General features: G+C 49.4%; 20 protein-coding genes and 1 tRNA gene. 11 read left to right on the forward strand and 10 right to left on the reverse strand.

Annotated features, from left to right (window positions below; all coding sequences use genetic code 11):
• The first annotated feature begins 17 nt into the window (after positions 1 to 17).
• The 3 genes from rraB to NNO08_RS06560 all read left to right on the forward strand — a co-directional run bounded on the left by rraB (position 18) and on the right by NNO08_RS06560 (position 2,253).
• Positions 18 to 443, forward strand: coding sequence for a ribonuclease E inhibitor RraB (gene rraB / locus NNO08_RS06550; RefSeq protein WP_003025845.1), 426 nt, complete (start codon positions 18 to 20; stop codon positions 441 to 443).
• 51 nt (positions 444 to 494) lie between these two features.
• A complete protein-coding gene (miaE, locus tag NNO08_RS06555; RefSeq protein WP_271456373.1) occupies positions 495 to 1,253 on the forward strand; it encodes a tRNA isopentenyl-2-thiomethyl-A-37 hydroxylase MiaE in 759 nt (252 codons plus the stop codon).
• Between the two features lie 169 nt (positions 1,254 to 1,422).
• Positions 1,423 to 2,253: a topoisomerase II gene (locus NNO08_RS06560; RefSeq protein WP_271440327.1), complete on the forward strand. Its 831-nt coding sequence runs from the start codon at positions 1,423 to 1,425 to the stop codon at positions 2,251 to 2,253.
• Between the two features lie 26 nt (positions 2,254 to 2,279).
• On the opposite strand, the gene NNO08_RS06565 is transcribed toward NNO08_RS06560, so the two are convergent.
• From NNO08_RS06565 to pepA, 4 genes are all read right to left on the reverse strand, one after another.
• On the reverse strand, positions 2,280 to 2,783 hold the full coding sequence (locus NNO08_RS06565; RefSeq protein ID WP_271440328.1) for a GNAT family N-acetyltransferase: 504 nt from the start codon (positions 2,781 to 2,783) through the stop codon (positions 2,280 to 2,282).
• A gap of 176 nt (positions 2,784 to 2,959) precedes the next feature.
• Positions 2,960 to 5,815, reverse strand: coding sequence for a valine--tRNA ligase (locus NNO08_RS06570; RefSeq protein WP_271440329.1), 2,856 nt, complete (start codon positions 5,813 to 5,815; stop codon positions 2,960 to 2,962).
• Positions 5,815 to 6,258 (reverse strand): DNA polymerase III subunit chi, encoded by a 444-nt coding sequence (gene holC, locus NNO08_RS06575; RefSeq protein ID WP_003025862.1) that lies wholly within the window; start codon positions 6,256 to 6,258, stop codon positions 5,815 to 5,817. Before holC ends, NNO08_RS06570 begins: the two co-directional genes overlap by 1 nt.
• Positions 6,259 to 6,356: 98 nt before the next feature.
• Positions 6,357 to 7,868, reverse strand: a complete 1,512-nt coding sequence (gene pepA, locus NNO08_RS06580) for a leucyl aminopeptidase (protein WP_003025870.1) — start codon at positions 7,866 to 7,868, stop codon at positions 6,357 to 6,359.
• A gap of 153 nt (positions 7,869 to 8,021) precedes the next feature.
• On the opposite strand from pepA, the gene ytgA reads away from it, so the two are divergent.
• From ytgA to lptG, 3 genes are all read left to right on the forward strand, one after another.
• The gene (gene ytgA, locus NNO08_RS06585; RefSeq protein WP_211180521.1) at positions 8,022 to 8,072 is read left to right on the forward strand and encodes a protein YtgA; all 51 of its coding nucleotides are present in this window, start codon (positions 8,022 to 8,024) and stop codon (positions 8,070 to 8,072) included.
• A 63-nt stretch (positions 8,073 to 8,135) separates the two neighbouring features.
• A complete protein-coding gene (gene lptF, locus NNO08_RS06590) occupies positions 8,136 to 9,236 on the forward strand; it encodes an LPS export ABC transporter permease LptF (RefSeq protein WP_271440330.1) in 1,101 nt (366 codons plus the stop codon).
• Positions 9,236 to 10,318 (forward strand): LPS export ABC transporter permease LptG, encoded by a 1,083-nt coding sequence (gene lptG, locus NNO08_RS06595; protein WP_271449186.1) that lies wholly within the window; start codon positions 9,236 to 9,238, stop codon positions 10,316 to 10,318. The genes lptF and lptG overlap by 1 nt, the downstream gene beginning before the upstream one ends.
• 106 nt (positions 10,319 to 10,424) lie before the next feature.
• On the opposite strand, the gene NNO08_RS06600 is transcribed toward lptG, so the two are convergent.
• The 5 genes from NNO08_RS06600 to idnD form a co-directional block, all read right to left on the reverse strand.
• Positions 10,425 to 11,927: a helicase HerA-like C-terminal domain-containing protein gene (locus tag NNO08_RS06600; RefSeq protein ID WP_271449187.1), complete on the reverse strand. Its 1,503-nt coding sequence runs from the start codon at positions 11,925 to 11,927 to the stop codon at positions 10,425 to 10,427.
• A 79-nt stretch (positions 11,928 to 12,006) separates the two neighbouring features.
• Entirely contained in the window at positions 12,007 to 13,005 is a 999-nt protein-coding gene (idnR, locus tag NNO08_RS06605; protein ID WP_271449188.1) for a DNA-binding transcriptional regulator IdnR, read from the reverse strand.
• Positions 13,006 to 13,056: 51 nt separating this feature from the next.
• Positions 13,057 to 14,376, reverse strand: coding sequence for a gnt-II system L-idonate transporter (idnT, locus tag NNO08_RS06610; protein ID WP_016155581.1), 1,320 nt, complete (start codon positions 14,374 to 14,376; stop codon positions 13,057 to 13,059).
• Between the two features lie 96 nt (positions 14,377 to 14,472).
• Positions 14,473 to 15,237 (reverse strand): gluconate 5-dehydrogenase, encoded by a 765-nt coding sequence (gene idnO / locus NNO08_RS06615; RefSeq protein ID WP_048212822.1) that lies wholly within the window; start codon positions 15,235 to 15,237, stop codon positions 14,473 to 14,475.
• A gap of 11 nt (positions 15,238 to 15,248) precedes the next feature.
• Complete coding sequence (gene idnD / locus NNO08_RS06620) at positions 15,249 to 16,292, reverse strand: L-idonate 5-dehydrogenase (RefSeq protein WP_271456374.1); 1,044 nt, start codon at positions 16,290 to 16,292, stop codon at positions 15,249 to 15,251.
• A 217-nt stretch (positions 16,293 to 16,509) separates the two neighbouring features.
• On the opposite strand from idnD, the gene idnK reads away from it, so the two are divergent.
• A complete protein-coding gene (gene idnK, locus NNO08_RS06625) occupies positions 16,510 to 17,031 on the forward strand; it encodes a gluconokinase (RefSeq protein WP_047358547.1) in 522 nt (173 codons plus the stop codon).
• Positions 17,032 to 17,061: 30 nt separating this feature from the next.
• On the opposite strand, the gene ahr is transcribed toward idnK, so the two are convergent.
• Positions 17,062 to 18,081 carry an NADPH-dependent aldehyde reductase Ahr gene (gene ahr, locus NNO08_RS06630; RefSeq protein WP_271456375.1) on the reverse strand — a complete coding sequence of 340 codons (1,020 nt, stop codon included), beginning with the start codon at positions 18,079 to 18,081 and terminating at the stop codon, positions 17,062 to 17,064.
• Between the two features lie 230 nt (positions 18,082 to 18,311).
• On the opposite strand from ahr, the gene NNO08_RS06635 reads away from it, so the two are divergent.
• From NNO08_RS06635 to dptH, 4 genes are all read left to right on the forward strand, one after another.
• Positions 18,312 to 18,396: transfer RNA gene (locus NNO08_RS06635), tRNA-Leu, on the forward strand.
• Between the two features lie 174 nt (positions 18,397 to 18,570).
• Positions 18,571 to 20,220 carry a DNA phosphorothioation-dependent restriction protein DptF gene (gene dptF, locus NNO08_RS06640; protein ID WP_271456376.1) on the forward strand — a complete coding sequence of 550 codons (1,650 nt, stop codon included), beginning with the start codon at positions 18,571 to 18,573 and terminating at the stop codon, positions 20,218 to 20,220.
• Positions 20,221 to 20,224: 4 nt separating this feature from the next.
• Complete coding sequence (gene dptG / locus NNO08_RS06645; protein WP_271456377.1) at positions 20,225 to 21,559, forward strand: DNA phosphorothioation-dependent restriction protein DptG; 1,335 nt, start codon at positions 20,225 to 20,227, stop codon at positions 21,557 to 21,559.
• Positions 21,540 to 26,627, forward strand: a complete 5,088-nt coding sequence (gene dptH, locus NNO08_RS06650; RefSeq protein ID WP_271456378.1) for a DNA phosphorothioation-dependent restriction protein DptH — start codon at positions 21,540 to 21,542, stop codon at positions 26,625 to 26,627. The genes dptG and dptH overlap by 20 nt, the downstream gene beginning before the upstream one ends.
• The last annotated feature ends 73 nt before the right edge of the window (positions 26,628 to 26,700 follow it).

Genomic DNA, 26,700 nt, shown 5'->3' on the forward strand with positions numbered 1-26,700 from the left:
ATTATGAGGAACGAGCCATGGCAAACCCGGAACTACTGGAAGAGCAGCGTGAAGAAACACGCTTGATTATTGAAGAGTTACTCGAAGATGGCAGCGACCCTGATGCGCTGTACACCATCGAACATCACCTTTCCGCGGATGACTTTGAAACCCTGGAAAAAGCGGCAGTAGAAGCCTTCAAACTGGGTTATGAAGTGACCGAGCCTGAAGAGTTGGAAGTGGAAGAAGGCGACACAGTTATTTGCTGTGACATTCTCAGCGAATGCGCCCTGAATGCCGAACTGATCGACGCTCAGGTAGAGCAACTGATGAATCTGGCTGAAAAATATGATGTGGAATACGACGGTTGGGGCACCTATTTTGAAGACCCGAACGGCGAAGAAGGCGAAGACGGCGACGATGAAGACCTCGTCGACGAAGATGATGACGGCGTGCGTCACTAAGTCATCTACTGACCTGCGGTAGCCCAGGCTGCCGCAGGCCAAGGATAACGTATGGATTACCTGCAAATACTCTCCCCGATCCACAATTTTCTGCACTGCAAAACACCCCAGGCATGGCTTGATAAAGCGCAGGACCCGGCAAATCTTCCCCTGCTGCTGACCGATCACCTCGTCTGCGAGCTGAAAGCGGCACAAACAGCGATGCTGTTGGTGCGTAAATATGTTGCTGACAAAGCTGGTTCACAGGCGTTGCTGGACTGGCTGAAACCCTATGAGGCTTTTGCGTTCAGAGAGGAAGAGGAGCCTGACTTCATTGCACTGAATAAACAGATCAGCAAAAGTGTGATGCCGCAGACCGACGATCCGTGGGGGCGCAAGCTTATCGACAGCATGGTTTTGCTGATCAAAGAAGAGCTGCATCACTTCTGGCAGGTGCGCGAGGCGATGATGAGCCGCAACATCCCCTACATCAAAATTACCGCCAGTCGTTACGCCAAAGGCATGCTTAAAGAGGTTCGCACCCACGAGCCATTAACGCTAATTGATAAGCTAATTTGCGGCGCATACATTGAGGCGCGCTCCTGTGAACGGTTCGCGGCGCTGGCACCGTATCTGGATGATGATTTACAGGCGTTTTATCTGTCGCTACTACGATCAGAGGCGCGCCATTATCAGGATTACCTGGCGTTGGCACAGCAGATTTCAACCGATGACATCAGCGCCCGGGTGCGTTTCTTTGGTGAAGTGGAAGCGTCGCTGATCCTGTCTCCAGATGATGAATTCCGCTTTCACAGCGGCGTACCCGCGTAATACACCTTCCCGGCGCGGCTCGTCATGGTTGCCGCGCCATCTCTCCTCTTCCTGATACCTGCAGATAAATTCTGGTGGCTGGAAAACCATCGCCTCTACCGTAATAATCAGAACACACAACGGGGAAATATATCCCCGACATACGTATCGATTTGAATAAGGATGGTTAATGAACTGGGCACACGTAGTGTTGGCGGGCTATATCGGGGCGGTGATTGCTATCGTCGTCGGCATGTTTCGCAAAAAAGGCTGGGTAGGCAAGATCTCCGGCGCGGTGATTTTTGTGGTCGCGATTATTGCATGGAATATTTTTGACGTGCACTACCTTATCCCGCGTGAAAGTCCGGAATATGGTATGACCGAAGAGCAGAAGTTTGACAATGCGATGCGCGCCAATCCGGTGTTTCAGGTGATTAGAGAGCAGGAGCCAGCGCTAACACAAAAAATCATCACCCAGGCCGTGCAGATGAAGAACGAGGGCAAAAGTGAGCAGCAGGTTATCGATGCCATACAGCCGCAAATCCTTCAGCTACAAATGGCACGTCTGCAGCAAGCACCTGATGCTAACGTCATTGAGTATATGAAGATTAACCTCGAGCAGATTGCTGCGGTGGAAAAGGTGGGTGATGACGAATGTTTCCGTTTCCTGTTTCCGGCGGTGAAAGGGGGCATTAACCCGGTACATCTTGTCCCGCGTGAGATTATGAATCGGCGGATGGTGGGCGATATGGGCATGATGCGCGCCGCCTATGGCCCGGATAAACATACGGTGACGGCCGAGGAAAAACAGCTGGCGCTGCAGGATTTACAAGCGATCAGCCCCGGACTGGTACAGCGCTATGGGGATGATATTCAGATTATGGCCGACCCGAATAAAGGGATTGGCAAAGAGAAGATCGCCTGTGAGATTGTGCAGGATCTCTGGACTCAGGTGCTGAAGCTGCCCACCGCTCGTGCGGCTGGCGTAATTCGCCTGATGCTTTCAGCTGAGATGCAGTAAGGCCGACACGGCCCCTCGGCGTGAAGTCAGAGGGGCTTTAACATCCGTACTTCGCAATCGACGTGGCCGGTGCAGCCAAGCGCTTCGCTGATATGCTCAAACCCTAAATGTTCATACAGACGAATAGCCTCAGTCAGGAATGCAGTTGTTTCCAGATAGCACTGCTTAAAACCCTGCTCACGGGCATGATCCAGCGCCATCAGCGCCAGCTTTTTCGCCAGCCCCTGACCGCGTGCGCTCGACAGGAAGTACATCTTTTGCAGCTCGCAAATGTCCGGCTCGCTACAGCCTAACGGCGCAACGCCGCCGCCGCCCACGACTTCACCGTTTTGCTCAACCACCCAATAGGCCGCGCCCGGCTGGCTGTAAACCTGGAACAGTTCGTCCAGATTCGGGTCGGCTACCGTGTAGCCTTTATCGGCAGTCAGGCCGTATTCGGCGGAGACCTGGCGGATCACACAGGCAATGGCGGGGTTATCGTCGGCAGCAATGCGACGCAGCGTAGCCGAGACAGGCGTAATGACACTCATAGCGAACTCATGACATAAAAGTGAGACATATGCAGTTAATACCACTGCGGAGAGGGGAAGTGCAAGCGAGGATAATTCAACACAGGTCGGATGCGCTACGCTTATCCAACCTGTGTTGACGGTACCTGTAGGCCGGATAAGCGTAGCGCCATCCGGCAAACGTACAGGCACGATTTTTACAGCGCGGCGATGACCGCCTGCTGCTCAATCAGCTTCGCTTTGGCTTCTGCGTAACCGTCCAGTTTCTCACGCTCTTTGGCGATCACGGCTTCCGGTGCGCGAGCAACGAAACCTTCGTTGGAGAGTTTGCCTTCGATACGGGCAATCTCGCCTTCGATTTTCGCCACTTCTTTCGCCAGACGCGCCAGCTCATCTTCTTTGTTGATGAGGCCAGCCATCGGGATCAGCAGCTCGGCACCGTCGATGATTTTGGTCACGGAAACCGGACCTTTGTCATCGGCTGGCAGCACGGTGATGCTTTCCAGTCGTGCCAGGTTCAGCAGGAAGCTACGGTTGTCGTTCACACGACGCATCGCATCAGTACTGCAACCACGCAGCAGCAGTTCCAGCGGTTTGCCTGGGGCGATGTTCATTTCCGCGCGGATGTTACGTACGGCAACGATCGCCTGCTTCAACCATTCAGTGTCAGCCAGTGCCGCTTCGTCAACCTGCGCCGCGTTATATTCCGGGAACGGCTGCAGCATGATGGTATCTGCGGTGTTGCCGCAAATCACTTTCACACGCTGCCAGATGGTTTCGGTGATGAACGGAATGATCGGGTGCGCCAGACGCAGCAGACCTTCCAGCACGGTAACCAGCGTATTGCGGGTGCCGCGCAGTTCAGACTCAGAACCGCCGTTCATAACCGGCTTGGTCAGCTCCAGATACCAGTCACAGAACTGGTTCCAGGTGAATTCGTACAGAATGCCCGCAGCGATATCGAAGCGGAAGTTATCCAGCGCTTCACGGTACGCTTTGATGGTCTGGTTGAATTCAGCCAGGATCCAACGATCCGCCAGAGACAGCGTCATTTCGCCGCCATTGAAGCCGCAATCCTGGTCTTCGGTGTTCATCAGCACGAAGCGGCTGGCGTTCCACAGCTTGTTACAGAAGTTACGGTAACCTTCCAGACGTTTCATATCCCAGTTGATGTCGCGGCCGGTAGAGGCCAGCGCTGCCAGGGTGAAACGCAGGGCGTCGGTACCGTGCGGCTCAATGCCGTCCGGGAACTGCTTCTCGGTGCGCTTGGCAATCTTCTCGGCCAGCTGCGGCTGCATCATGTTGCCGGTACGTTTTTCAAGTAGTTCTGCCAGAGAAATACCATCAACCATATCCAGCGGGTCGATGACGTTACCCTTGGATTTGGACATCTTCTGGCCTTCGTCGTCACGAATCAGACCGGTCATGTAGACGGTCTTAAACGGAACCTGCGGCTTGCCGTTTTCATCTTTGATGAAGTGCATGGTCATCATGATCATGCGGGCAATCCAGAAGAAGATGATGTCAAAACCGGAGACCATCACGCTGGTTGGGTGGAACTGACGCAGCGCATCGGTGTTTTCCGGCCAGCCGAGGGTAGAGAAGGTCCACAGCGCGGAGGAGAACCAGGTATCCAGAACGTCTTCGTCCTGACGCAGTGCAACGTCGGCACCGAGGTTGTTTTCCTGACGCACCTCAGCTTCGGTACGGCCAACGTAGACGTTGCCGTCGTTGTCATACCATGCCGGGATACGGTGGCCCCACCACAGCTGACGGGAGATACACCAGTCCTGAATATCACGCATCCAGGAGAAGTACATGTTTTCATACTGCTTAGGTACGAACTGGATGTCGCCGTTCTCAACCGCTTCAACTGCCGGTTTCGCCAGCACATCTGCGCGGACGTACCACTGGTCAGTCAGCATCGGTTCGATAACCACGCCGCCACGGTCACCGTACGGCACGGTCAGATCGTGGGGTTTGATTTCTTCCAGCAGACCCAGAGCGTCAACGGCCGCAACCACGGCTTTACGCGCGGCAAAGCGTTCCAGTTTCTGGAATTCAGTCGGGATCTCGTTCGAGTAGACGTCGGATTCTTCACCTTTAGTGTCGTACACTTCCGCGGTTTCGCGGATATCACCGTCAAAGGTCAAAATGTTGATCATCGGCAGGCCGTGACGTTTACCGACTTCATAGTCGTTAAAGTCGTGTGCCGGGGTGATCTTCACGCAGCCGGTGCCTTTTTCCATATCCGCATGTTCGTCACCGACGATTGGAATGCGGCGGTTAACCAGCGGCAGAATGACGAATTTGCCGATAAGGTCTTTATAACGCGGATCTTCCGGGTTTACGGCAACGCCGGTATCGCCCAGTACGGTTTCTGGACGAGTAGTGGCAACAACCAGGTAATCTTTACCGTCTGCGGTTTTCGCGCCATCGGCCAGCGGATAGCGGATGTGCCACATCGAGCCTTTGGACTCACGGTTTTCCACTTCCAGGTCAGAGATAGCAGTACGCAGTTTCGGGTCCCAGTTTACCAGGCGCTTGCCACGGTAAATCAGGTCTTCTTTGTACAGGCGAACAAAGACTTCTTTCACGGCATTGGAAAGACCTTCGTCCATAGTGAAGCGCTCGCGCTCCCAGTCAACAGAGTTGCCCAGGCGGCGCATCTGACGGGTAATGGTGCCGCCGGATTCCGCTTTCCATTGCCAAATTTTATCGATAAACGCTTCGCGACCGTAATCGTGACGAGTTTTACCTTCTTCAGCGGCAATCTTACGCTCAACCACCATTTGGGTTGCGATACCCGCGTGGTCGGTACCCGCCTGCCACAGAGTATTTTTACCCTGCATGCGCTGGTAGCGGATCATGGTGTCCATGATGGTTTGCTGGAAAGCATGACCCATATGCAAACTGCCGGTGACGTTCGGCGGCGGGATCATGATGCAGAAGGACTCTTTGCTTTCATCGCCGTTAGGTTTGAAATAGCCCTGCTTTTCCCAGTGCTCGTAAAGCGGCTGTTCGATATCTTGTGGGTTGTATGTCTTTTCCATTATTTCCAGGTTGCCGTATTCAGGTTAAAACCAGCCACGCGGTAAGCTTTGTAGCGATCGCGTGCCGATTGTTTCAAAGAATCTTCGTAAGGGACGAAGTCTATCACTTCTGTGAAAGCGGTGGCAAAATCTGCAAAGCCAACGCGCAAACTGATGAGCAGGTCGCGCGGGCTGCTGTTGCGTTTCTCCGGCCAGGCTATTTCTACCGGCGCGCCGCCTCTGGGGCCTTCTCCCGCCAGATTATGCGGAACAAAACTTTCTGCCGGTCTCGCCCACAGAGCTTCATCCAGTCGAAGAGCCTGCTTTTCGTTTTCACAGGCGATCAGCACGCGCTTGCCAGCACGCCAACGTTCTGCGGCAATTTCACACACCAGTTGTTCAACGGCGCTTAAGCCATCTTGCTGTGTGTCGTTGTCCAGAAGGTAGAACGTTGCATTCTTCATATATGGGGTTTCTTGTGGTGGATTTAAATGCGTTGCCATGATGCACTCCGTAGGCCGGATGGCGCTGCGCTTATCCGGCCTACGGGGCAATCTCAAACTTACTCTTCGCCGTTAAAACCCGCGCGATTGAGCAGGAACTGCGACAGCAACGCGACCGGACGACCGGTTGCGCCTTTGGCTTTCCCTGAACGCCATGCGGTACCGGCGATGTCCAGGTGCGCCCAGTTGTACTTACGGGTAAAGCGTGACAGGAAGCAGCCTGCGGTAATCGCGCCGCCAGGACGTCCACCGATATTCGCCATATCCGCAAAGTTTGACTCTAACTGTTCCTGATACTCATCACCCAACGGCAGACGCCACGCGCGGTCACCCGCTTGTTCGGACGCGCCGATCAGCTCGTGCGCCAGTGGGTTATGGTTCGACATCAGGCCGGTGATGTGATGACCCAGGGCAATCACGCACGCGCCGGTCAGGGTGGCGACGTCAATGACGGCTTCGGGTTCAAAGCGCTCGACGTAGGTTAACACGTCGCACAGCACCAGACGGCCTTCAGCATCAGTATTGAGCACTTCAACAGTCTGACCAGACATAGTGGTGAGCACATCACCCGGACGATACGCGCGACCGCCAGGCATGTTTTCACAACCCGCCAGTACGCCGACGACGTTGATCGGCAGTTGGAGTTCCGCCACCATGCGCATCACACCGTACACTGCCGCAGCACCGCACATGTCGTATTTCATCTCATCCATGCCTTCGGCTGGTTTGATGGAAATACCGCCGGAGTCAAAGGTCAGCCCTTTGCCGACCAGCACAATCGGACGCGCATCTTCAGACGGATTGCCCTTGTATTCGATGACCGACATCAGCGACTCGTTCTGCGAACCGTGGCCGACCGCAAGATAAGAGTGCATACCCAGCTCTTTCATTTGCTGCTCGCCAATGACGCGCGTCACAACATTTTTGCTGTAGCTGTCTGCCAACTGACGTGCCTGAGACGCCAGGTACGCGGCATTACAGATGTTCGGCGGCATGTTGCCGAGGTCTTTCGCCGCTTTAATCCCGGCGGCAATGGCCAGACCGTGCTGAATAGCACGTTCACCGCTGGTCAGCTCACGGCGGGTCGGTACGTTGAACACCATCTTACGCAGCGGACGACGCGGCTCGCTTTTGTTGGTCTTCAACTGATCAAAGCTGTACAGCGTTTCTTGCGCTGTTTCGACAGCCTGACGCACTTTCCAGTAGTTATTGCGGCCTTTGACGTGCAGCTCGGTCAGGAAGCAAACGGCTTCCATCGAACCGGTATCATTCAGCGTATTGATAGTTTTCTGAATGACCTGCTTGTACTGGCGCTCATCAAGTTCACGCTCTTTGCCACAACCAATGAGGAGAATTCGCTCAGACAGGACGTTAGGAACATGGTGCAGCAACAGGGTTTGACCCGGTTTACCTTCCAGTTCGCCACGACGCAGCAGTGCGCTGATGTACCCGTCGCTGATCTTGTCGAGCTGCTCTGCAATCGGAGAGAGGCGGCGTGGTTCAAAGACGCCCACGACGATGCAGGCACTCCGCTGTTTCTCCGGGCTACCGCTTTTTACACTGAACTCCATGCACTACGCTCCTGAATCTTAAAGACAACGGCGGTGGCTACGGATAGAATTGCAAGCTTTCGTAACTCATACCCGCTGTTGCGGTGACTTCGTGTTAATCTTAACGTTATTACGGCATTGGCACGTCAGAACAATTTCTGAGAGGTGGATCCGTTGAGTATAATAATCTTAGCGACGATTTCGACGACTCAAGAGAATAAATGACGTTTAAGCCATGAAACAAGCTATTTTCCTGCAAAAAGACGGGTTTTTACGGGCGTATTTAAAGTGATAATCATAAGATATCTGGTACGGGAAACGCTCAAAAGCCAACTTGCGATCCTTTTCATCCTACTTTTGATCTTCTTTTGTCAAAAGTTAGTCAGGATCCTGGGTGCGGCGGTTGACGGTGATATCCCGGCAAATCTGGTGCTCTCGCTGCTGGGGCTGGGCGTGCCAGAAATGGCGCAACTTATCTTGCCCTTAAGCCTGTTCCTTGGGCTGCTAATGACGCTGGGCAAACTGTATACCGAAAGTGAAATTACGGTTATGCACGCCTGCGGGCTGAGCAAGGCTGTGCTGGTAAAAGCGGCGATGGTGTTGGCGTTGTTTACCAGTATCGTTGCGGCAGTCAACGTAATGTGGGCAGGGCCTTGGTCCTCCAGACATCAGGACGAAGTGCTGGCGGAAGCGAAAGCGAACCCCGGCATGGCGGCGCTTGCTCAAGGGCAATTCCAGCAGGCAACGAACGGCAGTTCGGTGTTGTTTATCGAAAGTGTTGACGGTAGCAGCTTCAAAGATGTGTTCCTCGCGCAAATCCGCCCGAAAGGTAACGCCCGTCCTTCGGTGGTGGTGGCTGATTCCGGACATCTGACTCAGTTGCGTGACGGCTCTCAGGTCGTGGTGCTGAACAAAGGTACGCGTTTTGAAGGGACCGCGCTGCTGCGCGATTTCCGCATTACCGATTTCCAGGACTATCAGGCAATTATTGGCCATCAGGCCGTGGCGCTGGACCCCAACGATACCGACCAGATGGATATGCGCACGCTGTGGAATACCGACAACGATCGGGCCCGTGCGGAGCTGCACTGGCGTATCACATTGGTATTCACCGTATTTATGATGGCGCTGATGGTTGTCCCGCTGAGCGTGGTTAACCCGCGTCAGGGTCGCGTACTGTCCATGCTGCCAGCCATGCTGCTCTATTTACTGTTCTTCCTGGTGCAGACGTCGCTGAAGTCGAACGGCGGGAAAGGTAAGCTGGACCCGGTGTTCTGGATGTGGGTGGTTAACCTTGCCTATCTGGCACTGGCGATTGTGCTTAACCTTTGGGATACGGTGCCGATGCGCCGCTTGCGTGCCCGTTTTATGCGTAAAGGAGCGGTATAATGCAGCCCTTTGGTGTACTTGACCGCTATATCGGTAAAACCATTTTTACCACCATCATGATGACGTTGTTCATGCTGGTGTCACTCTCCGGGATCATCAAGTTTGTCGACCAGCTGAAAAAAGCCGGGCAGGGGAGCTACGATGCAATGGGCGCCGGGCTGTATACCCTGCTTAGCGCTCCGAAAGATATCCAAATCTTCTTCCCGATGGCGGCACTGCTCGGCGCGTTGCTGGGGCTGGGCATGCTGGCTCAGCGTAGTGAACTGGTGGTGATGCAGGCGTCCGGTTTTACCCGTATGCAGGTGGCGCTGTCCGTGATGAAAACCGCGATTCCGCTGGTGCTGCTGACGATGGCCATCGGTGAATGGGTTGCGCCGCAGGGCGAACAGATGGCGCGTAACTATCGTGCGCAGCAGATGTACGGTGGCTCGCTGCTGTCTACCCAGCAAGGGCTGTGGGCGAAAGATGGCGACAGCTTTGTTTACATCGAGCGAGTGAAAGGGGACGCCGAATTAGGCGGGATTAGCATTTACTCCTTTAACGATAAGCGTCGTCTGCAGTCGGTACGTTATGCTGCCAGCGCAACATTTGACCCGGAGCAGAAAGTCTGGCGTTTGTCGCAGGTGGATGAGTCTAACCTGCAGGATCCGAAACAGATCACGGGTTCACAAACGGTGAGCGGGACGTGGAAAACCAACCTTACGCCGGACAAACTCGGTGTGGTGGCACTGGACCCGGATGCACTGTCGATTAGCGGTCTGCATAACTACGTGAAGTACCTGAAGTCGAGCGGCCAGGACGCCGGGCGCTACCAGCTCAATATGTGGAGCAAAGTCTTCCAGCCGCTGTCTGTCGCGGTGATGATGCTGATGGCGCTGTCGTTTATCTTCGGTCCGCTGCGTAGCGTGCCGATGGGCGTGCGTGTGGTGACGGGGATTAGCTTTGGCTTTGTGTTCTATGTGCTGGACCAAATCTTTGGCCCGCTGACGCTGGTGTATGGTATTCCGCCGATTATCGGCGCGCTGCTGCCAAGTGCCAGTTTCCTGCTGATTAGTTTGTGGCTGATGCTGCGTAGGTCGTAATCACGGTAAAGCGCAGTGCCTGATGGCGCTGCGCTTATCAGGCCTACTCAGAGCCTGTAGGCCGGATAAGGCGTTTGCGCCGCCATCCGGCACAGTACCACGGGGACTAGCGTTTTCTCCCGCCCATCAAACTCCCCAACATCCCGCGGATTATCTGATTGGTGACTTGCCGCGCCGCGCTTTTCGCCACGCTCTGTACCACGCCATCGCGTTTGCCGCCACGTGGTCCGGTGCTGCCAAACAGAATATCCTTCAACCCACCGAGAATACCGCTGTCCACCTCGACTGCTTTACCGTTGGCGGGCGGTGTATTTTGCTGCCCGGTGCTGGCCTGCACGCCTTGCTGCAAACGTTCATAGGCTGACTCTCGGTCGATCTCTTCTTCGTATTTGCCGTACAGGGACGAGTGGTTAATCAGCCCGTTGCGCTCATCGTCCGTCACCGGCCCCATCCGCGAGCACGGCGCAATGACCATCGCCCGTTCAACCACTGACGGGCTGCCTTTGGCGTCCAGAAACGAGATTAGCGCCTCGCCGGTACCCAATTCCTGAATGGCTTTCTCGGTATCAAATGCCGGATTGGCGCGCATGGTTTGCGCCGCGGTTTTCACTGCTTTCTGATCTTTCGGCGTGAACGCGCGCAGGGCGTGTTGCACGCGGTTGCCCAACTGGCCGAGTACGTTGTCCGGAATGTCCGACGGATTTTGCGAAACAAACCACACGCCGACCCCTTTTGAGCGGATCAGGCGGATGACCTGTTCGATTTTATCCAGCAGCACCTGCGGGGCGTCGTTGAACAACAGATGGGCTTCGTCGAAGAAGAACACCAGTTTAGGTTTTTCCAGATCGCCGGCTTCTGGCAGTTGTTCGTACAGTTCGGAGAGCATCCACAGCAGGCTGGCGGCATACAGTTTGGGCATCTGGTAGAGCTTTTCGGCGCTGAGGATATTAATCACCCCTTTGCCATTGGCATCGGTACGCATCCAGTCTTTGATGTCCAGCATCGGTTCGCCAAAGAAGTGCGCCGCACCCTGTTGCTCCAGTGACAGCAGCCCGCGCTGGATAGCCCCGACCGAGGCGCTGCTGATGTTGCCGTACTGGTTCTGGAAGGATTTAGCGTTATCGCCAATGTACTGGGTGATGGCCCGCAGATCTTTGAAATCCAGCAGTAACAGTCCCTGGTCATCGGCAATGCGGAAGATAATATCCAGCACGCCGGACTGTACGTCATTGAGGTTCAGCAAACGGGCCAGCAGCAGCGGCCCAAGGTCAGAAACTGTGGCGCGAACGGGGTGACCTTTTTCGCCGAAAATATCCCACACCGTGACCGGATTAGCATGTGGCTGCCAGTCGGTAATGCCGATGTTTTTCAGGCGGGTGAGCAGCTTTTCAGACGCTTGTCCTTCCTCGGCCACGCCGGTTAAGTCACCTTTCACATCGGCCATAAAGACCGGTACGCCAATCTCGGACAACGATTCGGCCAGCTTCTGTAGCGTGACGGTTTTACCGGTCCCGGTCGCGCCGGTAATCAGTCCGTGGCGGTTGGCCATGCCTGGCAGTAAAAACAGTTCGGTGTCCGGCGTGCGGGCAATTAGCAGGGGTGCGCTCATTGAGATTTCCTCCATTTATCCTGCCTGGAGTATAGGCAATGTCGATGAAAGAAAGTATGCGCGGGTGTGAGAAAAGGCGTTAAAGCGTATTGCCGTGATAAATCTGATACCCCAAATCGACAGTATTGTGGTTGTGGTCGTTGTTCTTGATTTTGCTCAGTAACATCTGTGCCGCCATACGACCGATTTCAAAACGCGGGGTAATGACGCTGGCAAGGCTTGGGATCATCTGCCGACCCATTTCCAGGCCGTGAAAACCGGCAATCGAGATCTGCTCCGGGACGGCAAGCTCGCGCTCGCGACACAGCAGCAGTGCGCCCATCGCGATGTCGTCGTTGGTGCAAAACACGCCGTCTAAATCCGGATGCGCAGTGAGCGCATCACGCATCATTTGTGTGCCCAGATGGATGGATGAGATGGCGCGTGGGTTAACGCGCAGCGGTTCCAGACCCCGGCGGGTCATGGCGTCGCAGTAGCCACGATAACGTTGTTCATCGCGGATATCGTCTTTCGAACCCAGGTAGATGATCTTATGTCGCAGGCGTTTATCCAACATGGTGCTGACCATATCAAATGCCGCCTGACGGTTATCAAAGCCTACCTCCATGTCCAGGCGATCGCCCTGGATATCCATCAGCTCGACCACCGGAATGTTGGCAGAGCGCAGAAATTTAACGGTGCGCAGGGTGTGGTATTTCTCGGAAAGAATAATGCCGTCGATATTGTACGACAGCAGGTTGATTACCGATTCTTCTTCGGATTCCCGGTCGTAGTTATAGTTGGCGATCAGCGTCTGATAGTTATGGTCGGAGGTGACCGACTCAATACCGGCCAGAATGTCAGCGAACAGCTGGTTTTGAAACGAGGGGATCAGTACGCCGAGCGTATAGCTTTGCGCATTCAACAGCATCGCGGGTGCACGGTTGGGGATGTAATTAATCTCCTCCATAATTTGCGCGATGCGTTCACCGGTTTCCTTTGCGACCTTTTTCGGTGAACGGATGTAGCGACTCACTGTCATTTTGGTCACACCCGCCAGCGTGGCGATGTCTTGCAAAGAAATTCTGTGGTTCCTCATTTTCTCTCCTGAGCCGGGGAGCGCGGACTGATGCTCCCCGGTAATACCGTATTAATGCAGGATGGCGTTCAGCGCCAGAACCCCCAACAGACCCATAATGGAAATCAGCGTTTCCATCACCGTCCAGGTACGCAACGTTTCGCCCACGCTGAGATTAAAATAGCCTTTAAACAGCCAGAATCCCGGATCGTTAACGTGTGAGGCAATCACGCTACCCGCACCGGTTGCCAGCACCATCAGCGCCGGGTCAGCATGGGTGACGTTAATAATCGGCAGTACCACGCCTGCAGTGGTGATCGCCGCGACAGTCGCAGAACCGAGCGCGATGCGCAACAACGCGGCGACCGTCCAGCACATCAGCAACGGAGAGAGCGACGTACCGGTCATCAGGTGCGAGATATATTGCCCCACGCCGCTGTCGACCAGAACCTGCTTAAACGCACCGCCCCCGGCGATGATAAACACAATCATCGCAATCGCGCCGATAGAGTCGCCAATGATATCCATAATTTGCTCGATCGTCCGTCCGTTGCGCCGTCCAAGGGTAAAAATGGCGAGAACGATAGCGATAAACAACGCGACCGCAGGGTTACCGATAAACTCAAAGAACACCCGCACGCTGTTAGTCTTCGGTAGCGTAATCTCACACACCGCGGCGACCGCCATCAGTATGACCGGGATAACCGCCGCAAAGATACTGTTCCAGAACGACGGCATCTCTTCCTCGGTGAACAGATGCGGGTTGAATAACCCTTCCGGCGGTGCTTTCTCAAAGCGGGTCAGCAGCTTAGAAAACAGCGGCCCGGCGACAATCACCGTCGGGATCGTAATAATAAATCCGTACAGCAGGGTGGTACCGAGATTGGCCTCGAAAATGGTGGCAATCGCGGTAGGCCCCGGATGCGGCGGCAGGAAGCAGTGGGTCACGGACAGCGCCGCGACCATCGGCACGCCGACATACAGCAGCGGCAGACCGGAAGAGGCCACCACCGTAAACACCAGCGGCAGCAGCAGAACAAAACCGACTTCGAAGAACATCGCCAGACCGACAACCAGACCGGTGATCACCAGCGCCCATTGCACACGTTTCTTACCGAACGTGCCAATCAGCGTGGTGGCAATGCGCTGGGCCGCGCCGGTATCGGAAATCAGCTTACCGAGCATCGCGCCGAACCCGAGGATCATCGCCAGCCCGCCGAGCGTCCCGCCGATCCCATTTTGTATAGAGTGTAAAACGGCCTGTGCATCCATCCCTTCGGCAAAACCGACGACCGCCGCAACCAGTACCAGGGCAATAAAGCCGTTAACTTTAAAGCCAATCATCAGGACCAGAAGCAGCGCGACGCCTGCCGCAATTATTATTAATGGCATAATCTTTTCTCTTTTATCCCCGTCATCCTGCAACTCGAATGATTTAGGGGGGTGCCAAAAATGCAGCGCCGGAGCGCTGCGCGGTGTCGCTAAACGTCAGACGGCGACCAGCATGCCGCCATCGACAAACAGCAGGTGCCCGTTAACAAAATCAGAAGCTTTGGACGAGAGGAATACCGCTGCGCCAATCAGCTCCTGCGGATCGCCCCAGCGTGCAGCTGGCGTACGTTTGCACAGCCAGGAGGTGAAGGCTTCATCTTCGACCAGCGCTTTGGTCATTTCGGTTTTGAAGTAGCCCGGCGCGATACCGTTGACCTGGATATTGTGGCGTGCCAGTTCTACGCACATCCCACGGGTGAGCATTTTCACTGCGCCTTTTGAGGCGGCGTACGGCGTGATGGTATCGCGGCCCAGTTCGCTCTGCATGGAGCAGATGTTGATGACCTTCCCGGCCTGACGTTCCACCATGCGACGCGTGACTGCCTGCGAGACCAGGAAAACCGCCGTCTGGTTAACAGCAATTACATCGTTCCAGTCCTGTTCCGGGAACTCGGTAAACGGATGGCGGCGCTGAATACCCGCGTTATTCACCAGCACATCAATTTGGCCGATGTCTTTTTCGATATGGTCAATGGCGGCATCGATATCTTGTTTATGCGTAACATTAAAAGGTGCAGCAACGGCACGAATCCCTTCCTGCTGCAGTTTGGCGACGGCGGCTTCAGCACGCTCTGGCGTAATATCATTGACGATAATCTGAGCGCCATATTTACCCAACCCGGTCGCCAGTAAATAACCAATACCCTGAGCCGAACCGGTGATCAGAATGTTTTTGCCGTCCAGTGAAAAAAGATCGTTCATCATGTTATTCCTTATTTTGTTTCTGCAAAAACGAGCTGGACTTTCGCCGCCTGGGTTTTATCCCCGGCGAAGATCAGCGCCTGTTCAAGCTCGGTAAACGGGTATTCGGCGCTGAGTAACGGCAGCGGATCGATAACGTTATTCGCCAGCCACGACACTGCGGTGTTGAACTCAGTGGTAAAGCGGAATGAGCCTTTGAGCGCGATCTCTTTGCCGATCAGCATCATCATCGGGAAGTCCGGTACCGCGCCGCCCATGCCAACCTGCACCATCACGCCTTTCGCGCGGGTGACTTCCAGGCAGGTGGTAATTGAGGACGGATGACCGGAGACTTCGAAGCTGACGTCGAAGTAGCCTTTTTCTTTTTTCCACTCATCGAGTGAGTCCTGCTGCGGGTTAATCAGCGTGTCGGCACCCATCTGCTGGGCAAGCGACAGCGAGCGTGGGCTGATATCAGCACAGACAATCTCTGACGCGCCGAGCGTTTTCACCGCGCTGACAATCAGGCAGCCAATCGGCCCCACGCCGGAGATAAACACGCGTTTACCCTGCAGGTCGCCCGCTTCATGCGCGGCGTGGATCGCGACCGCCAGCGGTTCGGCAAAGGCCATCACTTTTTCATCGGCCTCTTGCGGGTACGGGATACACTGCGCGGTATCGACGGTTTTAAACCGGGTAAAGCCGCCGTCGACATGGGGGAAATACATGGCGCTGCCAAAAAAACGCATTTCCGTGCACTGGTTTTCTTCGTGCTGCAAACAGTATTTACAGTGGCCACACGGTTTCGACGGATTAATCGCCACCGACTGACCTTCATGTAATTCTTTTGAATCGCTGTGCACCACTTTACCAATAACTTCATGGCCTAAAATCATCGGCGCTTTAACGGTAAAATTACCGACTTTCCCTTCCTGATAATAATGTAAATCGGAACCACAAATACCGCCGCGGGTAATTTGTACTAATGTTCCTTTATTATCCCATTCAATATTTTGGTCGGTTATGGCAACAGTTTTCTTACCCGCGACAACGCAGGATTGGGTTTTGACTTGCATAAATGCCTCACTGGTCAGGTAGTAACCTCGGCAGCATTTAAACGGTTTTGAGTGTTATTATTTGTGATGCAGATCACGCTGGAAAATTGTTACACTACAATGTTACGCATAACGTGATGCGCCTTGTAATTCTCATCAGCAGCGCTGAAAAAGCGTGAAATCCCCAATGTAGAAAGCGTAGTATCGCGCCATGGAATATGAATCTGGAGTTTTTTCGATGGCCGGGGAAAGTTATATTTTGATGGGTGTTTCAGGTAGCGGTAAATCTTTAATTGGCAGTAAAATTGCCGCAGTATTATCGGCAAAATTCATTGATGGTGACGATCTCCATCCCGCTAAAAATATTGATAAAATGTCTGAAGGCATTCCATTAACCGATGAAGACCGACTGCCGTGGTTAGCGCGATTAAATGATGCCTCATACAGTTTATATAAAAAGAATGAGACCGGGTTTATTGTCTGTTCGTCATTAAAAAAACAGTACCGCGATATATTGCGTCAGGGCAGTCCGAATGTGCATTTTCTGTGGCTGGACGGCGACTACGAGACCATTCTGGCGCGTATGCAGCGTCGGGCAGGGCATTTTATGCCGGTGGGCTTGTTAAAAAGTCAATTTGACGCGCTGGAGTGTCCGCAGGAGGATGAACGCGATATTGCCCGCATCGATGTGAACCACGACATCGAGCATGTGACGGAACAGTGCCGCCAGGCGGTGCTCGCGTTTCGTAACGGGCAATAGGCTCAGCCCCTTGCGGGACTGAGCCTGGCATCAGAAGTCGGCTTTCAGCACCACGCGGTAGCGGGCTTTGCCGTCACGTACGTGCTGGATAGCGTCGTTAATTTGCGACATTGGGTACAGCTCGGTGGTGGGCGACACCTTGCTGCGCCCGGCAAACTTCATCAGTTTGCGTAGTTCGAACGGTGTGCCGGTCGCCGAACCGGAGATGCTGCGATCGCCGGCAATTAAGGTGAATGCCGGCACCGGCAGCGGCTTCAGCACCGCGCCGACGGTATGGAAGTTACCGCCGTAGGCCAGCGCTTCAAAATAGGGTTGCCAGTCAAGATCGACATTAACCGTATTAATAATGAGATCGAACTGCCCCGCCAGCGCTTTCAGCGCATCCGGATCGCGGCTGTTGACCACCTTATCCGCTCCCATCGCCAGCACTTCCTGCTCTTTTGCCGGGTTGGAACTGAACGCGGTGATTTCACAACCCATCGCGTGTAACAGCTTAATGGCGATATGCCCCAGGCCGCCGATGCCGATCACCCCAACGCGGCTGGTGGCGGTGATATGGTGCATCAGCAGCGGTTTGAACACCGTGATGCCGCCGCACAACAAGGGACCGGCTGCCGCCAGATCGATACTCTCCGGCAACGGGATCACCCACTGCCAGTCGGCCCGTAGCTTCTCGGCAAAGCCGCCGCGATTGAGAATAGTGGGAACAGACCCTTCCAGGCAGTTAATCTGATTACCGCTGATACAGGCATCGCAATGCCCGCAGCTACGCGCCGTCCAGCCAATCCCAACGCGCTGGCCCACTTTCAGCCCCTTATCCTGCGCCGCACTGCCGAGCGCTGCCACTCGACCAATCACCTCATGCCCGGCAACCAGCGGATACTGAGAAAATCCCCATTCGTTGTCGATCATCGACAAATCGGAATGGCAGATACCGCAGTAATCGACCTGCACTTCGACATCTTCCGGCTTAAGCTCGCCCGCATCATATTCATAGAGTTCGAGTTCGCTGCCCGCCGCTTTTGCGGCGTAGCTTTTTATCATCGACATCGTGTTTCCCTCAGTGTGGTGTTGAACTGGAAGTGTAGAGCATGGGGTAACGGGACGCTTCGCAGAAGGGGGGATTAAGGCGGTTATTGCGCGGGTTAAACCGTGATGCTGATTGCAGCTACGAAAGGTAATGCTGAAATTTTCAACACTTAGCGAGCCAGACACACGCTGGTGCTTGCATGGTGGCGCATGACAGGTATAATCCACAACGTTTTCCGCATCCCTTCCGTGCCGGAGTGGCGAAATCGGTAGACGCAGTTGATTCAAAATCAACCGTAGAAATACGTGCCGGTTCGAGTCCGGCCTTCGGCACCAATAATGCAAGATTAAGCTACCTAAGGGTGGCTTTTTTTGTTTTCTGCTCTTGTAAATAGCACCTTACCTACCAAACTTCAGTGTCATTATAAAGAACCGTGTCAAAAGGCCTATGGAGATCAAGGGGTAGCTTGTATAAAATAGGCTTATTCTTACATTTGAGAACATGATGTTATGAGTGCAATCACATTACGTAAAGCGTTGGGTGTACTTGCGAAGTCATCTTCTTTTTCAGTCACTACAGTGACTCATAGACAAAGAGATGTGTTCGACCAATTAAAAGAGCAGCTTTTTGTTGAACAAGATATCGAGACTGAGTTACAGCGCTATTTAGATGTTGCTAAGCCTGGCGAGATCATTTTTTTGTGTGGTAGTAGTGGAGATGGTAAATCTGAGATTTTGACACGTTGCCAGTCTGAACCACGTTATCAGAGATGTTTTAATTTTCATTTGGATGCTACACATAGTTTCAATCCGCAACAATCAGCGATTGATGCTTTAAATGAATTATTTAGCAAACATCATTCAGATTCATATCCTCTGCTTGTTGGCATCAATACAGGAATGCTTGCCAACTTTGCAAGGGAAGGTGACGCGTGTCACCGACAAATAAGAAATGCTATAGATTTATACCTTTCGAATCAGTCAAAAGGAAATGGGCCTTATCACGATCAAAATATCTCATTTTTTGATTTTGAACATTACCCAAAATTCAAGTTTGATGAATATAATCAATATTCTCCTTTTATTAAAAAATTACTATGTAATTTGACAAGTAATGATGAAAGTAACCTTTTCTACATTATATTAAAGAATGAAGAATTAAAATGTGTAGATGATCGTATTGTTGCGAACTTTAAAATTCTTTGTATGTCTGGTGTTCAGGACTTATTAATAACTCAGCTGTTCAAAATCCGGTTGGTTAAGGACCAGTTTGTTACGACCAGAACATTATTGGATTTTTTACATCATTTGCTTACTGGGCCTGGTTATCTGTTTGATAATCTATTTACCGGAAATGAAAACGATCTTATTAGTAAGATCTCTGAATTTGATCCTGCTAGATTGCATTCTTATGAACTTGATCAGTTAATTTTGCGCTATGAACTTGGTTTAACTGATAATGAGTTAGACGAGTTTTTGGAAATTCTTGAGCCGTTACAGATTAAGTTTAACCGACAATGTACAACTCCTGGTGAGGCAGCATCTTTAATCAGACTTTTTTGGTTGCTGCAATATGAATCACTGGGGAATGATTATCATCGTAAATTTTCTGATTTATTTAATGAATCATTATTTGAGCACTATTCGGAAATTTGGCACCTGCATAAAAATTATACAGGTGATGCAGAGCAACGAAGAATTCTCAATCGCTTTTATGCCTTCGAGCTGATCTCTGGTATTCAGCGCTATGCAAACCGCAAGGCCCCTGAGCTGACGATGCAAAGGGAAGAGTTTTTCCTAGGAGAGTATGGTGGCGTTAAAATTACAGCTCCTGTTGAATTAATCCCTGACCTCGATTCAGTTAGAAATAAACTTACGGCTCATCCTACTGGTTTTGATGTCTATTTAAAGGTTTGCGGTAAATCTTTGCACCCTATTCGTATTGGATTTAATTTATTCGAACTATTGAATAAGTTAAATAATGGTTATAGACCAAATAAATACGATAAAAATGCAATCGTATTACTGGATGAGATAGTTGAATTAATTTCTGAGCAAGCTAAATCGAGTAAAGAATTAAAATTTTATGATGGAAGATATAATGTATATCGTGCTAAGGCATATGATGACATGATCACCATCAGTGGCATGGAGGGTTAACCTAATGTACCCTATTGAGAAACCGTTAAAAGTTGGTAACAATCAGCTGGATAGTTATCTTCCAGTCCGCAATAAAAATAATGATATTGACTGGCAGATTGTAACCGGACTCGCGCTTAGTTACGCTTTAAAGCGTAAAATTGAAACCTATGAACCAACACAGTTTTGTGAGGACTGTAAAAAATATTTACAGGATTTTCTTAGCAATACAGAATTTTGGTCTGTATTAGAACGTATGTACTTTTTAAATCAAGATGTGTTCCGTATTTCTCCATTGTTTTTGCTCTTTCATGCTCAATTTGATGGGGATAAGATAATTAAAGGTTCTTTAGCAGATAAACGTCTTGGGACTTTATTTGCGAATCTTATTGGTGATGTTAGCCTTAATTATCCGATACCTGATAAACTCAATTTTATTGAGCAAAAAATGTTGGATACTCTAACGCGAAATGAAAAATTAAAGGTATTGGGAAAAGGTCCATTCACCGAAGAACAACCTTATCTTCCTTATATGGTTAAGTGCTTCCAGGATGATCTTATATTTCTGGCAGAGCATCCACAATATCTTTTACAAGAATTAACCAACACTTTGAGGTTATATGCTTTTAGTTGGTGTGCTCAGCTTGCACTGAACCTTGATAGCTGGCCGGACGGAGAGCCGACGAGCAAATCATTATTTTTTATTCTCGATAGCGAGAAAGCTAGTTCTGAACGAGAAAAAATTAAGCGTTTTGGTTATAAATTATTCGCAAGCCAATGTGAGAAACTTTTTCCGATGCTTTCTGCATTGGAGGTTTTACAATGGAAAAAGGAGAAGAAAAAACGTCCTTTATGGCAAGTGTACCAAGATTGTTTGAATTATTCAGGAGAATCCAATCAAATATTGGATGACCTGAATGAATATATCCAGAAGTTTATCAGCAAGGAAGAGCGTGACCTTCCGGCACGCGAAAAGGCAGAGAATCTGGAAGAGGCATTTCGACAGTTAATATCTGTGTCTATCGAACAGTTTCAGGGAAGGAAAACTGATCGTGCAACAGTTAATCGTAAGTATATTAATGAATTAGAAACTCAGATATGTAGTGACTTTATCCAGGTGCGGGGCCGTGCGGGGAAAGTCTTGGTATTGAATCAGGATCGTTTGTTGCTATTGACCAATCTTACGATTGGTAAAAATTCCAAACTACGTTTGCATGAGCTACTGGCTGGATTTGAGCAACGTGGTTTTTATTTGGATAATCAGTCTACACAAATGCTTGTAACATTTTATGAGCGTATGGGAAATGTGGAAAGAATGAGTGACAGTGGAGATGCCGTTTATGTCCGTAAAACAGTATGAAACCTATTTAGCGGAAACTTTCATTGAATGGGTTGGTGGAATCATTCAACCTGGCGAACGTTACCAGTTCAAATCTCCAGATCCTGATAATGCTTTAAAACTTTGGCAAGCTTTCGTATCTCTAGCTGATGAAAAAAAGTTGGAGATAGCTCCAGGACAATTTGTATCGTGCCTTACTTGTAATGGTATACAGCTCATCCCTGTACTACATGGCACAAATGCACCTGCATTTACAGAAAACTATATTTCCCACTTGCGAGATAAAGTTGCAGGACGAAGCGGTGTTTTTTCTCAAACGGCACTATTGATTATTCACAATAGTATGCTTGACACGCTAATCAATAGTACGAAGGATGTCGCTGCCCCTGGCTCAATTTGGTTTCCAGAAACCTTCAGCCATGAATTAGAAAAACTAATTACCTCAGATAGTAAAGGATCTGAGTTATCTCGTTGTTTATTGGAAGATCAGTTAACGACTGTATTAGATGAAGGGGCAACCGTATTCGGTTTCTCATCGCTCTATCGTCTGCTGGATGACGGAAATTTGGATTTTTCAGAGTTACATCTTTTTAAAGATGATGAATTGTTAAATTTTAGTCAGAAGCAGTTACGCACTAGGCTTAATGAAAATCGCAAGTTGTACCGGCAAATAGAAGATAGCGTTGAACGTTATAGTGGTCAGCTGGAGAATGTCTTAACAGAGTTCAGCTCGAAATTTATTCAGGCCCACTTTGTTGATAAAGATGATTGGCGTGAGCTTGATTTTTCTGAGTATCGGAAAGAGAAAGAACTAAACAGTGAACAGAAACTTATTTTCGAAAATATTGTTGTTGAGAACGGAGAAATATGGCAACGAGCAAAAAGTACTAGTAAGGCAGGAAAGCGCGATATTAGTTTATTAATACAGGTGCTACCCGGTCAATCGAATGTTACTTTAGAGTTTAGTTTTCAAGGCAATGATCTGCAGGATAATCAAATCAAGATTGCCCATCATCGCCAATTGAAAAAAGAGAGTTTTTGGCGGACCAGTAGGGCTGGAGGTAAAACCTCCCGTATAATGGCATCAGTTCCTTTTGATGGTAATCCCTGTTTTTTTAGCCTTGAATTAACCAACCGCGATAATTCAGCAGAAGAATATAAATTTCGCCTATTGCTAGTAGAACAGGGACGATTTTGGCTGAAAGATATTCAGCACTGTTTTCGTGTTGAACCTGGTAAGGGGCAATTGACTTTACAGCTAGAGGATAACGAGCTACGTATTTCCGATTTGGGTGAAAAGACCTACGTTCTAAATGAAGGAAGTGAGGATATTAATTGTCAGCAGTATGCACTGGTTAATTTTGAGACTCTGGCAAATCAAAGTGATCTAGTTCAATTTACACTCGTTTCAGGTGATTCACGGCTGCTGTTTAATATTGAAGGTCCTGGAGCAGAGGAAGGCCTAACTTTACCACTCCTGTTTGACCAGAGCCGGTACAGCAAGCTCTTCAAAGAAGAGGGGAATGCGACTTTCAATCGATTGAAAGGACGTATTATCCAGGATAATACCGAACACAAAGTTGTTGGCGTTCGTCAGCAGCTGCTTGCTCTCGAGGCCTTGTTGGTCGAGAAACGCCTGCTTGGCACACATGGTGATGAAAGAGTATTTGAGCTTGATGAACTTCTGATAAGCTATCCTGAACTCTATAATGCTTATAATCAGCTGTTTTCATATTATCAATCCCGCAGCACTTTGCCTAGTTTGGTATCGTGGTCAGCTGAATATCGTAGATTAATAAGTCATATAATTGCGACGTTTGAGCAAGCATTGAAGCAAATCAGTCTTAGTAGAGCTTTAACCGTGCAAGAAAAACAGCTCCTCTATTTAGGTATTTGCCATGTCGATACAAATGAGCGTTTATCTCCACTACACCCTTTGGTGCTTGCCTACCATTTACAGCTAGCTGAAGCCATTGTTAAAGAACAAGAAGATTTTAACTCTTCGTCATTTGCAGTGTTGCCTTCAATTACACTCGATCGTTTAGTCGTATCGGGGTTAATGCCATATGTTTACCATAGTGAGCACGAATATGCGCAATTACAACCTGTAGAAGAGAATCGATTCTGGATTGATATCGTCCCTCAGCGTCAGGTAAGTCATGAATATGTTAAGCGTCTAGTGAGAGATAAATTAAATGAGTTTACGGACGCATATTCAAGGTTATTCATGAGTGGCAAAAGTAATGCGATCATTATCAATGCTATTAATCAAGGTGCAGCTAAAGAACTGTTTCTCGGATTGGTAGAATATTTTAAACAGGAAAAAGAACACTCTATTTCTGTACACGTTAACTGTTATGACGTACACCTGTTGCCCAATATGTTTGATCATTTTGCTGAATGCGGTAGCTATGAAGAACTTAAAAATGACTTAGGGCTTAACAGCGGTGTGTGGAGGGCAGAAGCTGATCTGTTAATTGACTTGTTACGCAGCCGATTAACGTTTTCTAAGTTTGTGTTGCCGTCGGAAAGTGAAAAACTAGCCTATGCTCACTTGGCATTTTTTACTAACACTGCACCAGTAGATTGCCGTCAGATTCGCATTGAAGATACATCCAGCGGAGTGCTGTGCCATGGGTTGATTGCAGGAGAGGGTGCTGAAACTCAAGGGGATGCTTACTTTACAGCATTTGGTCTGCGTGATGTTGATATTGAACCTTACAGCGCCTTGCGCCTCGCACGATTAGTCGGCTGTTTGTGGCAGCCTGCGCGTCAGAGCAACAGCCAGTACCATGGGCAAGGTATTGGATTAGCAGTAAGTGGTGATTTTAAACAACTTTTAAATTATTCATATAACAGCGCACTTTGGACTACCATTATCGACCCTAAAGTTACTCTCGATTTCTTTACTAGTCAGAAAGATGTGGTACTGATTCACTATTCGGACCAATACACCAGTTGTGCAGGTTATGATGCAGTTACAGTCACAAAACAAGTTGACCTTTTCTTACGACTACTCCAGACAGAAAGTTTACAAGGTCAACATTCGTTAGATAGTAAGCATCTGCTTGCTCAATTTAATGCTTTCAATGGTGAATGGCTACTTAAAATGTTGCGTTCAAGTGAAAAGGAACGCAAAGAAAAGCATGGTATTATCGGTGCATATAAATTTATCCAGTCCATGCTGAATAAATCCGATATTTGTTGGGTTCCGTTATCGGTTGCCGAAATGATTCGAGTATCTGGTAACGTCGGACTTAAAATGAAAGAGAGTGATTTGTCGAGGAACTTGCAAGGTTATCGTAAAGGTGCGATTTCAGATGATGTGCTTTTTGTTGGGTTTAAGGAAAATAAACTCTACCTTTTACCTCTTGAGGTAAAAACAGGTGCTCGACCAGATTACAATTATGCTGGCCAACAGGCTAGTGAGCTTAAACGTTACTTAAAAGAGGATATCCTGGAGCCTCAAACATTGGCCTCGAAATTGTATCGTGCACTCTTTGTTCGCCAAGTATTAATGCAGGTGGAAAAGTTGCGTTTGTACGGTGTATTGGAAAGCGAAAAGATAGCACCTTTATTAGAGAATCGAGAATGGTGGTTAACAGGTGAGTACCAGTTGGGTGAATTAACTGATTATCCGAATGGTTTTGTTGTTGCGCATGTTGATAGTGGAACTTGTTTTGATATTTCTTATAAGGAAGCTCAACAGGATATTTTACAGATTGAAATTCCTTATTCACTGTTACCATCACTTATTGCAAACCAAAATGGAGAATCATCGTTAACGGAACGTTATCATGTCCCGTCTAAGTATCTACTCATGCCAAATCAGGATGCAAATATATTACAATCCGTAGTAGATATAGTTTCAACAATTAAAGTTCCTGAGGATGCAGAAAAATCAGAGTCTGAGGTGCCATTGCTACAATCCGAGGCTGTTATATCCAGAACTAGTGATGAGCCATTAAAAATCTTGTTCGGACATGACACAGTACAGCAGACACCGTTATATTGGGAACCAACCAATACCTCAAAATTTATGAATACCAATACAGGTATTATTGGAACGATGGGGACAGGTAAAACTCAATTTACAAAGTCTCTAGTGACGCAGCTGATGCGAAACCAGTTGAATAATGTAGACGGTAAGCCGATTGGGCTGTTGATCTTTGATTACAAATCGGACTATGTTGATGATGCTTTTATTGAGGCCACTCAGGCTAAAAAATACCAGCTTTCTTTACTACCGTATAATCCGTTATCTCTATTTGGTGATATGCCGATGTTGCCAAGACATACGGCAATGGCATTCTCTGAAACGATGGGGAAAGCCTATAACCTCGGCGTAAAACAGCGAATGAAACTGGTGGGACTAATAATGGAATGCTATGACTTGGCAGGTATAGTCCCTCATGATCGTTCAACCTGGAATCGTATTGCTCCCACTATTGAAGATGTATGGCAGCAATATTTGGCTCAGGAAAAAGTTGACGAAGATTCATTGTATGCGGCACTTTATAATTTAGCTGGATTCCAAATTTTTGAGACAAATCCTACAAAAATGACCAGTTTGTATGATTTAGTTGACGGGGTCACTGTTATTGAGTTAGCAGGATATCCAACGGAGATACAAAATCTTGTTGTGGCTTTAACACTGGATCTTTTTTACGCACAAATGCAGAAGCATGGAAAGCCCACGGTTAAAGGAGATTATCGACAACTTACCAAAATGATTTTGGTAGATGAAGCTGATAATTTTATGAGACAGGATTTTGCTAGCTTGAGAAAAATTCTTAAAGAAGGACGTGAATATGGTGTTGGTGCTATTCTCTCAACACAGGAAATCACTCACTTCAAAACTGGTGAAAATAATTATGCCTCATATATTTTAACATGGGTTATTCACCGAGTGTCAGAAATTAAGAATGCAGATATCAAAGCTGTATTTAACGTGGATGATAAAAGTGAACAGGAGTCTTTGATGGGGCTTATTAGGCAGTTAGATAAACATTTTAGCCTATATATTGATGGCAATAAAATAGTTAAGAAAATGCGTGATAAAGCATTTTGGGAGTTAGCTAAGTTATGATTTTTATTTAGCTTAAACATATTTTTCTTTATGGACTCTTTTCATAATTTAGATGGAGTCCATGATATTAAAT

Origin of the sequence: Citrobacter sp. Igbk 17 (assembly GCF_028069775.1) — a bacterium.
GTDB lineage: Bacteria > Pseudomonadota > Gammaproteobacteria > Enterobacterales > Enterobacteriaceae > Citrobacter.

Bases quoted from the DNA above. Each gene is read 5' to 3' on its own strand.
- rraB (WP_003025845.1), top strand. From the start codon at position 18: ATGGCAAACCCGGAACTACTGGAAGAGCAGCGTGAAGAAACACGCTTG.
- miaE (WP_271456373.1), top strand. From the start codon at position 495: ATGGATTACCTGCAAATACTCTCCCCGATCCACAATTTTCTGCACTGC.
- NNO08_RS06560 (WP_271440327.1), top strand. From the start codon at position 1,423: ATGAACTGGGCACACGTAGTGTTGGCGGGCTATATCGGGGCGGTGATT.
- NNO08_RS06565 (WP_271440328.1), bottom strand. From the start codon at position 2,783: ATGAGTGTCATTACGCCTGTCTCGGCTACGCTGCGTCGCATTGCTGCC.
- NNO08_RS06570 (WP_271440329.1), bottom strand. From the start codon at position 5,815: ATGGAAAAGACATACAACCCACAAGATATCGAACAGCCGCTTTACGAG.
- holC (WP_003025862.1), bottom strand. From the start codon at position 6,258: ATGAAGAATGCAACGTTCTACCTTCTGGACAACGACACACAGCAAGAT.
- pepA (WP_003025870.1), bottom strand. From the start codon at position 7,868: ATGGAGTTCAGTGTAAAAAGCGGTAGCCCGGAGAAACAGCGGAGTGCC.
- lptG (WP_271449186.1), top strand. From the start codon at position 9,236: ATGCAGCCCTTTGGTGTACTTGACCGCTATATCGGTAAAACCATTTTT.
- NNO08_RS06600 (WP_271449187.1), bottom strand. From the start codon at position 11,927: ATGAGCGCACCCCTGCTAATTGCCCGCACGCCGGACACCGAACTGTTT.
- idnR (WP_271449188.1), bottom strand. From the start codon at position 13,005: ATGAGGAACCACAGAATTTCTTTGCAAGACATCGCCACGCTGGCGGGT.
- idnT (WP_016155581.1), bottom strand. From the start codon at position 14,376: ATGCCATTAATAATAATTGCGGCAGGCGTCGCGCTGCTTCTGGTCCTG.
- idnO (WP_048212822.1), bottom strand. From the start codon at position 15,237: ATGAACGATCTTTTTTCACTGGACGGCAAAAACATTCTGATCACCGGT.
- idnD (WP_271456374.1), bottom strand. From the start codon at position 16,292: ATGCAAGTCAAAACCCAATCCTGCGTTGTCGCGGGTAAGAAAACTGTT.
- idnK (WP_047358547.1), top strand. From the start codon at position 16,510: ATGGCCGGGGAAAGTTATATTTTGATGGGTGTTTCAGGTAGCGGTAAA.
- ahr (WP_271456375.1), bottom strand. From the start codon at position 18,081: ATGTCGATGATAAAAAGCTACGCCGCAAAAGCGGCGGGCAGCGAACTC.
- dptF (WP_271456376.1), top strand. From the start codon at position 18,571: ATGAGTGCAATCACATTACGTAAAGCGTTGGGTGTACTTGCGAAGTCA.
- dptG (WP_271456377.1), top strand. From the start codon at position 20,225: ATGTACCCTATTGAGAAACCGTTAAAAGTTGGTAACAATCAGCTGGAT.
- dptH (WP_271456378.1), top strand. From the start codon at position 21,540: ATGTCCGTAAAACAGTATGAAACCTATTTAGCGGAAACTTTCATTGAA.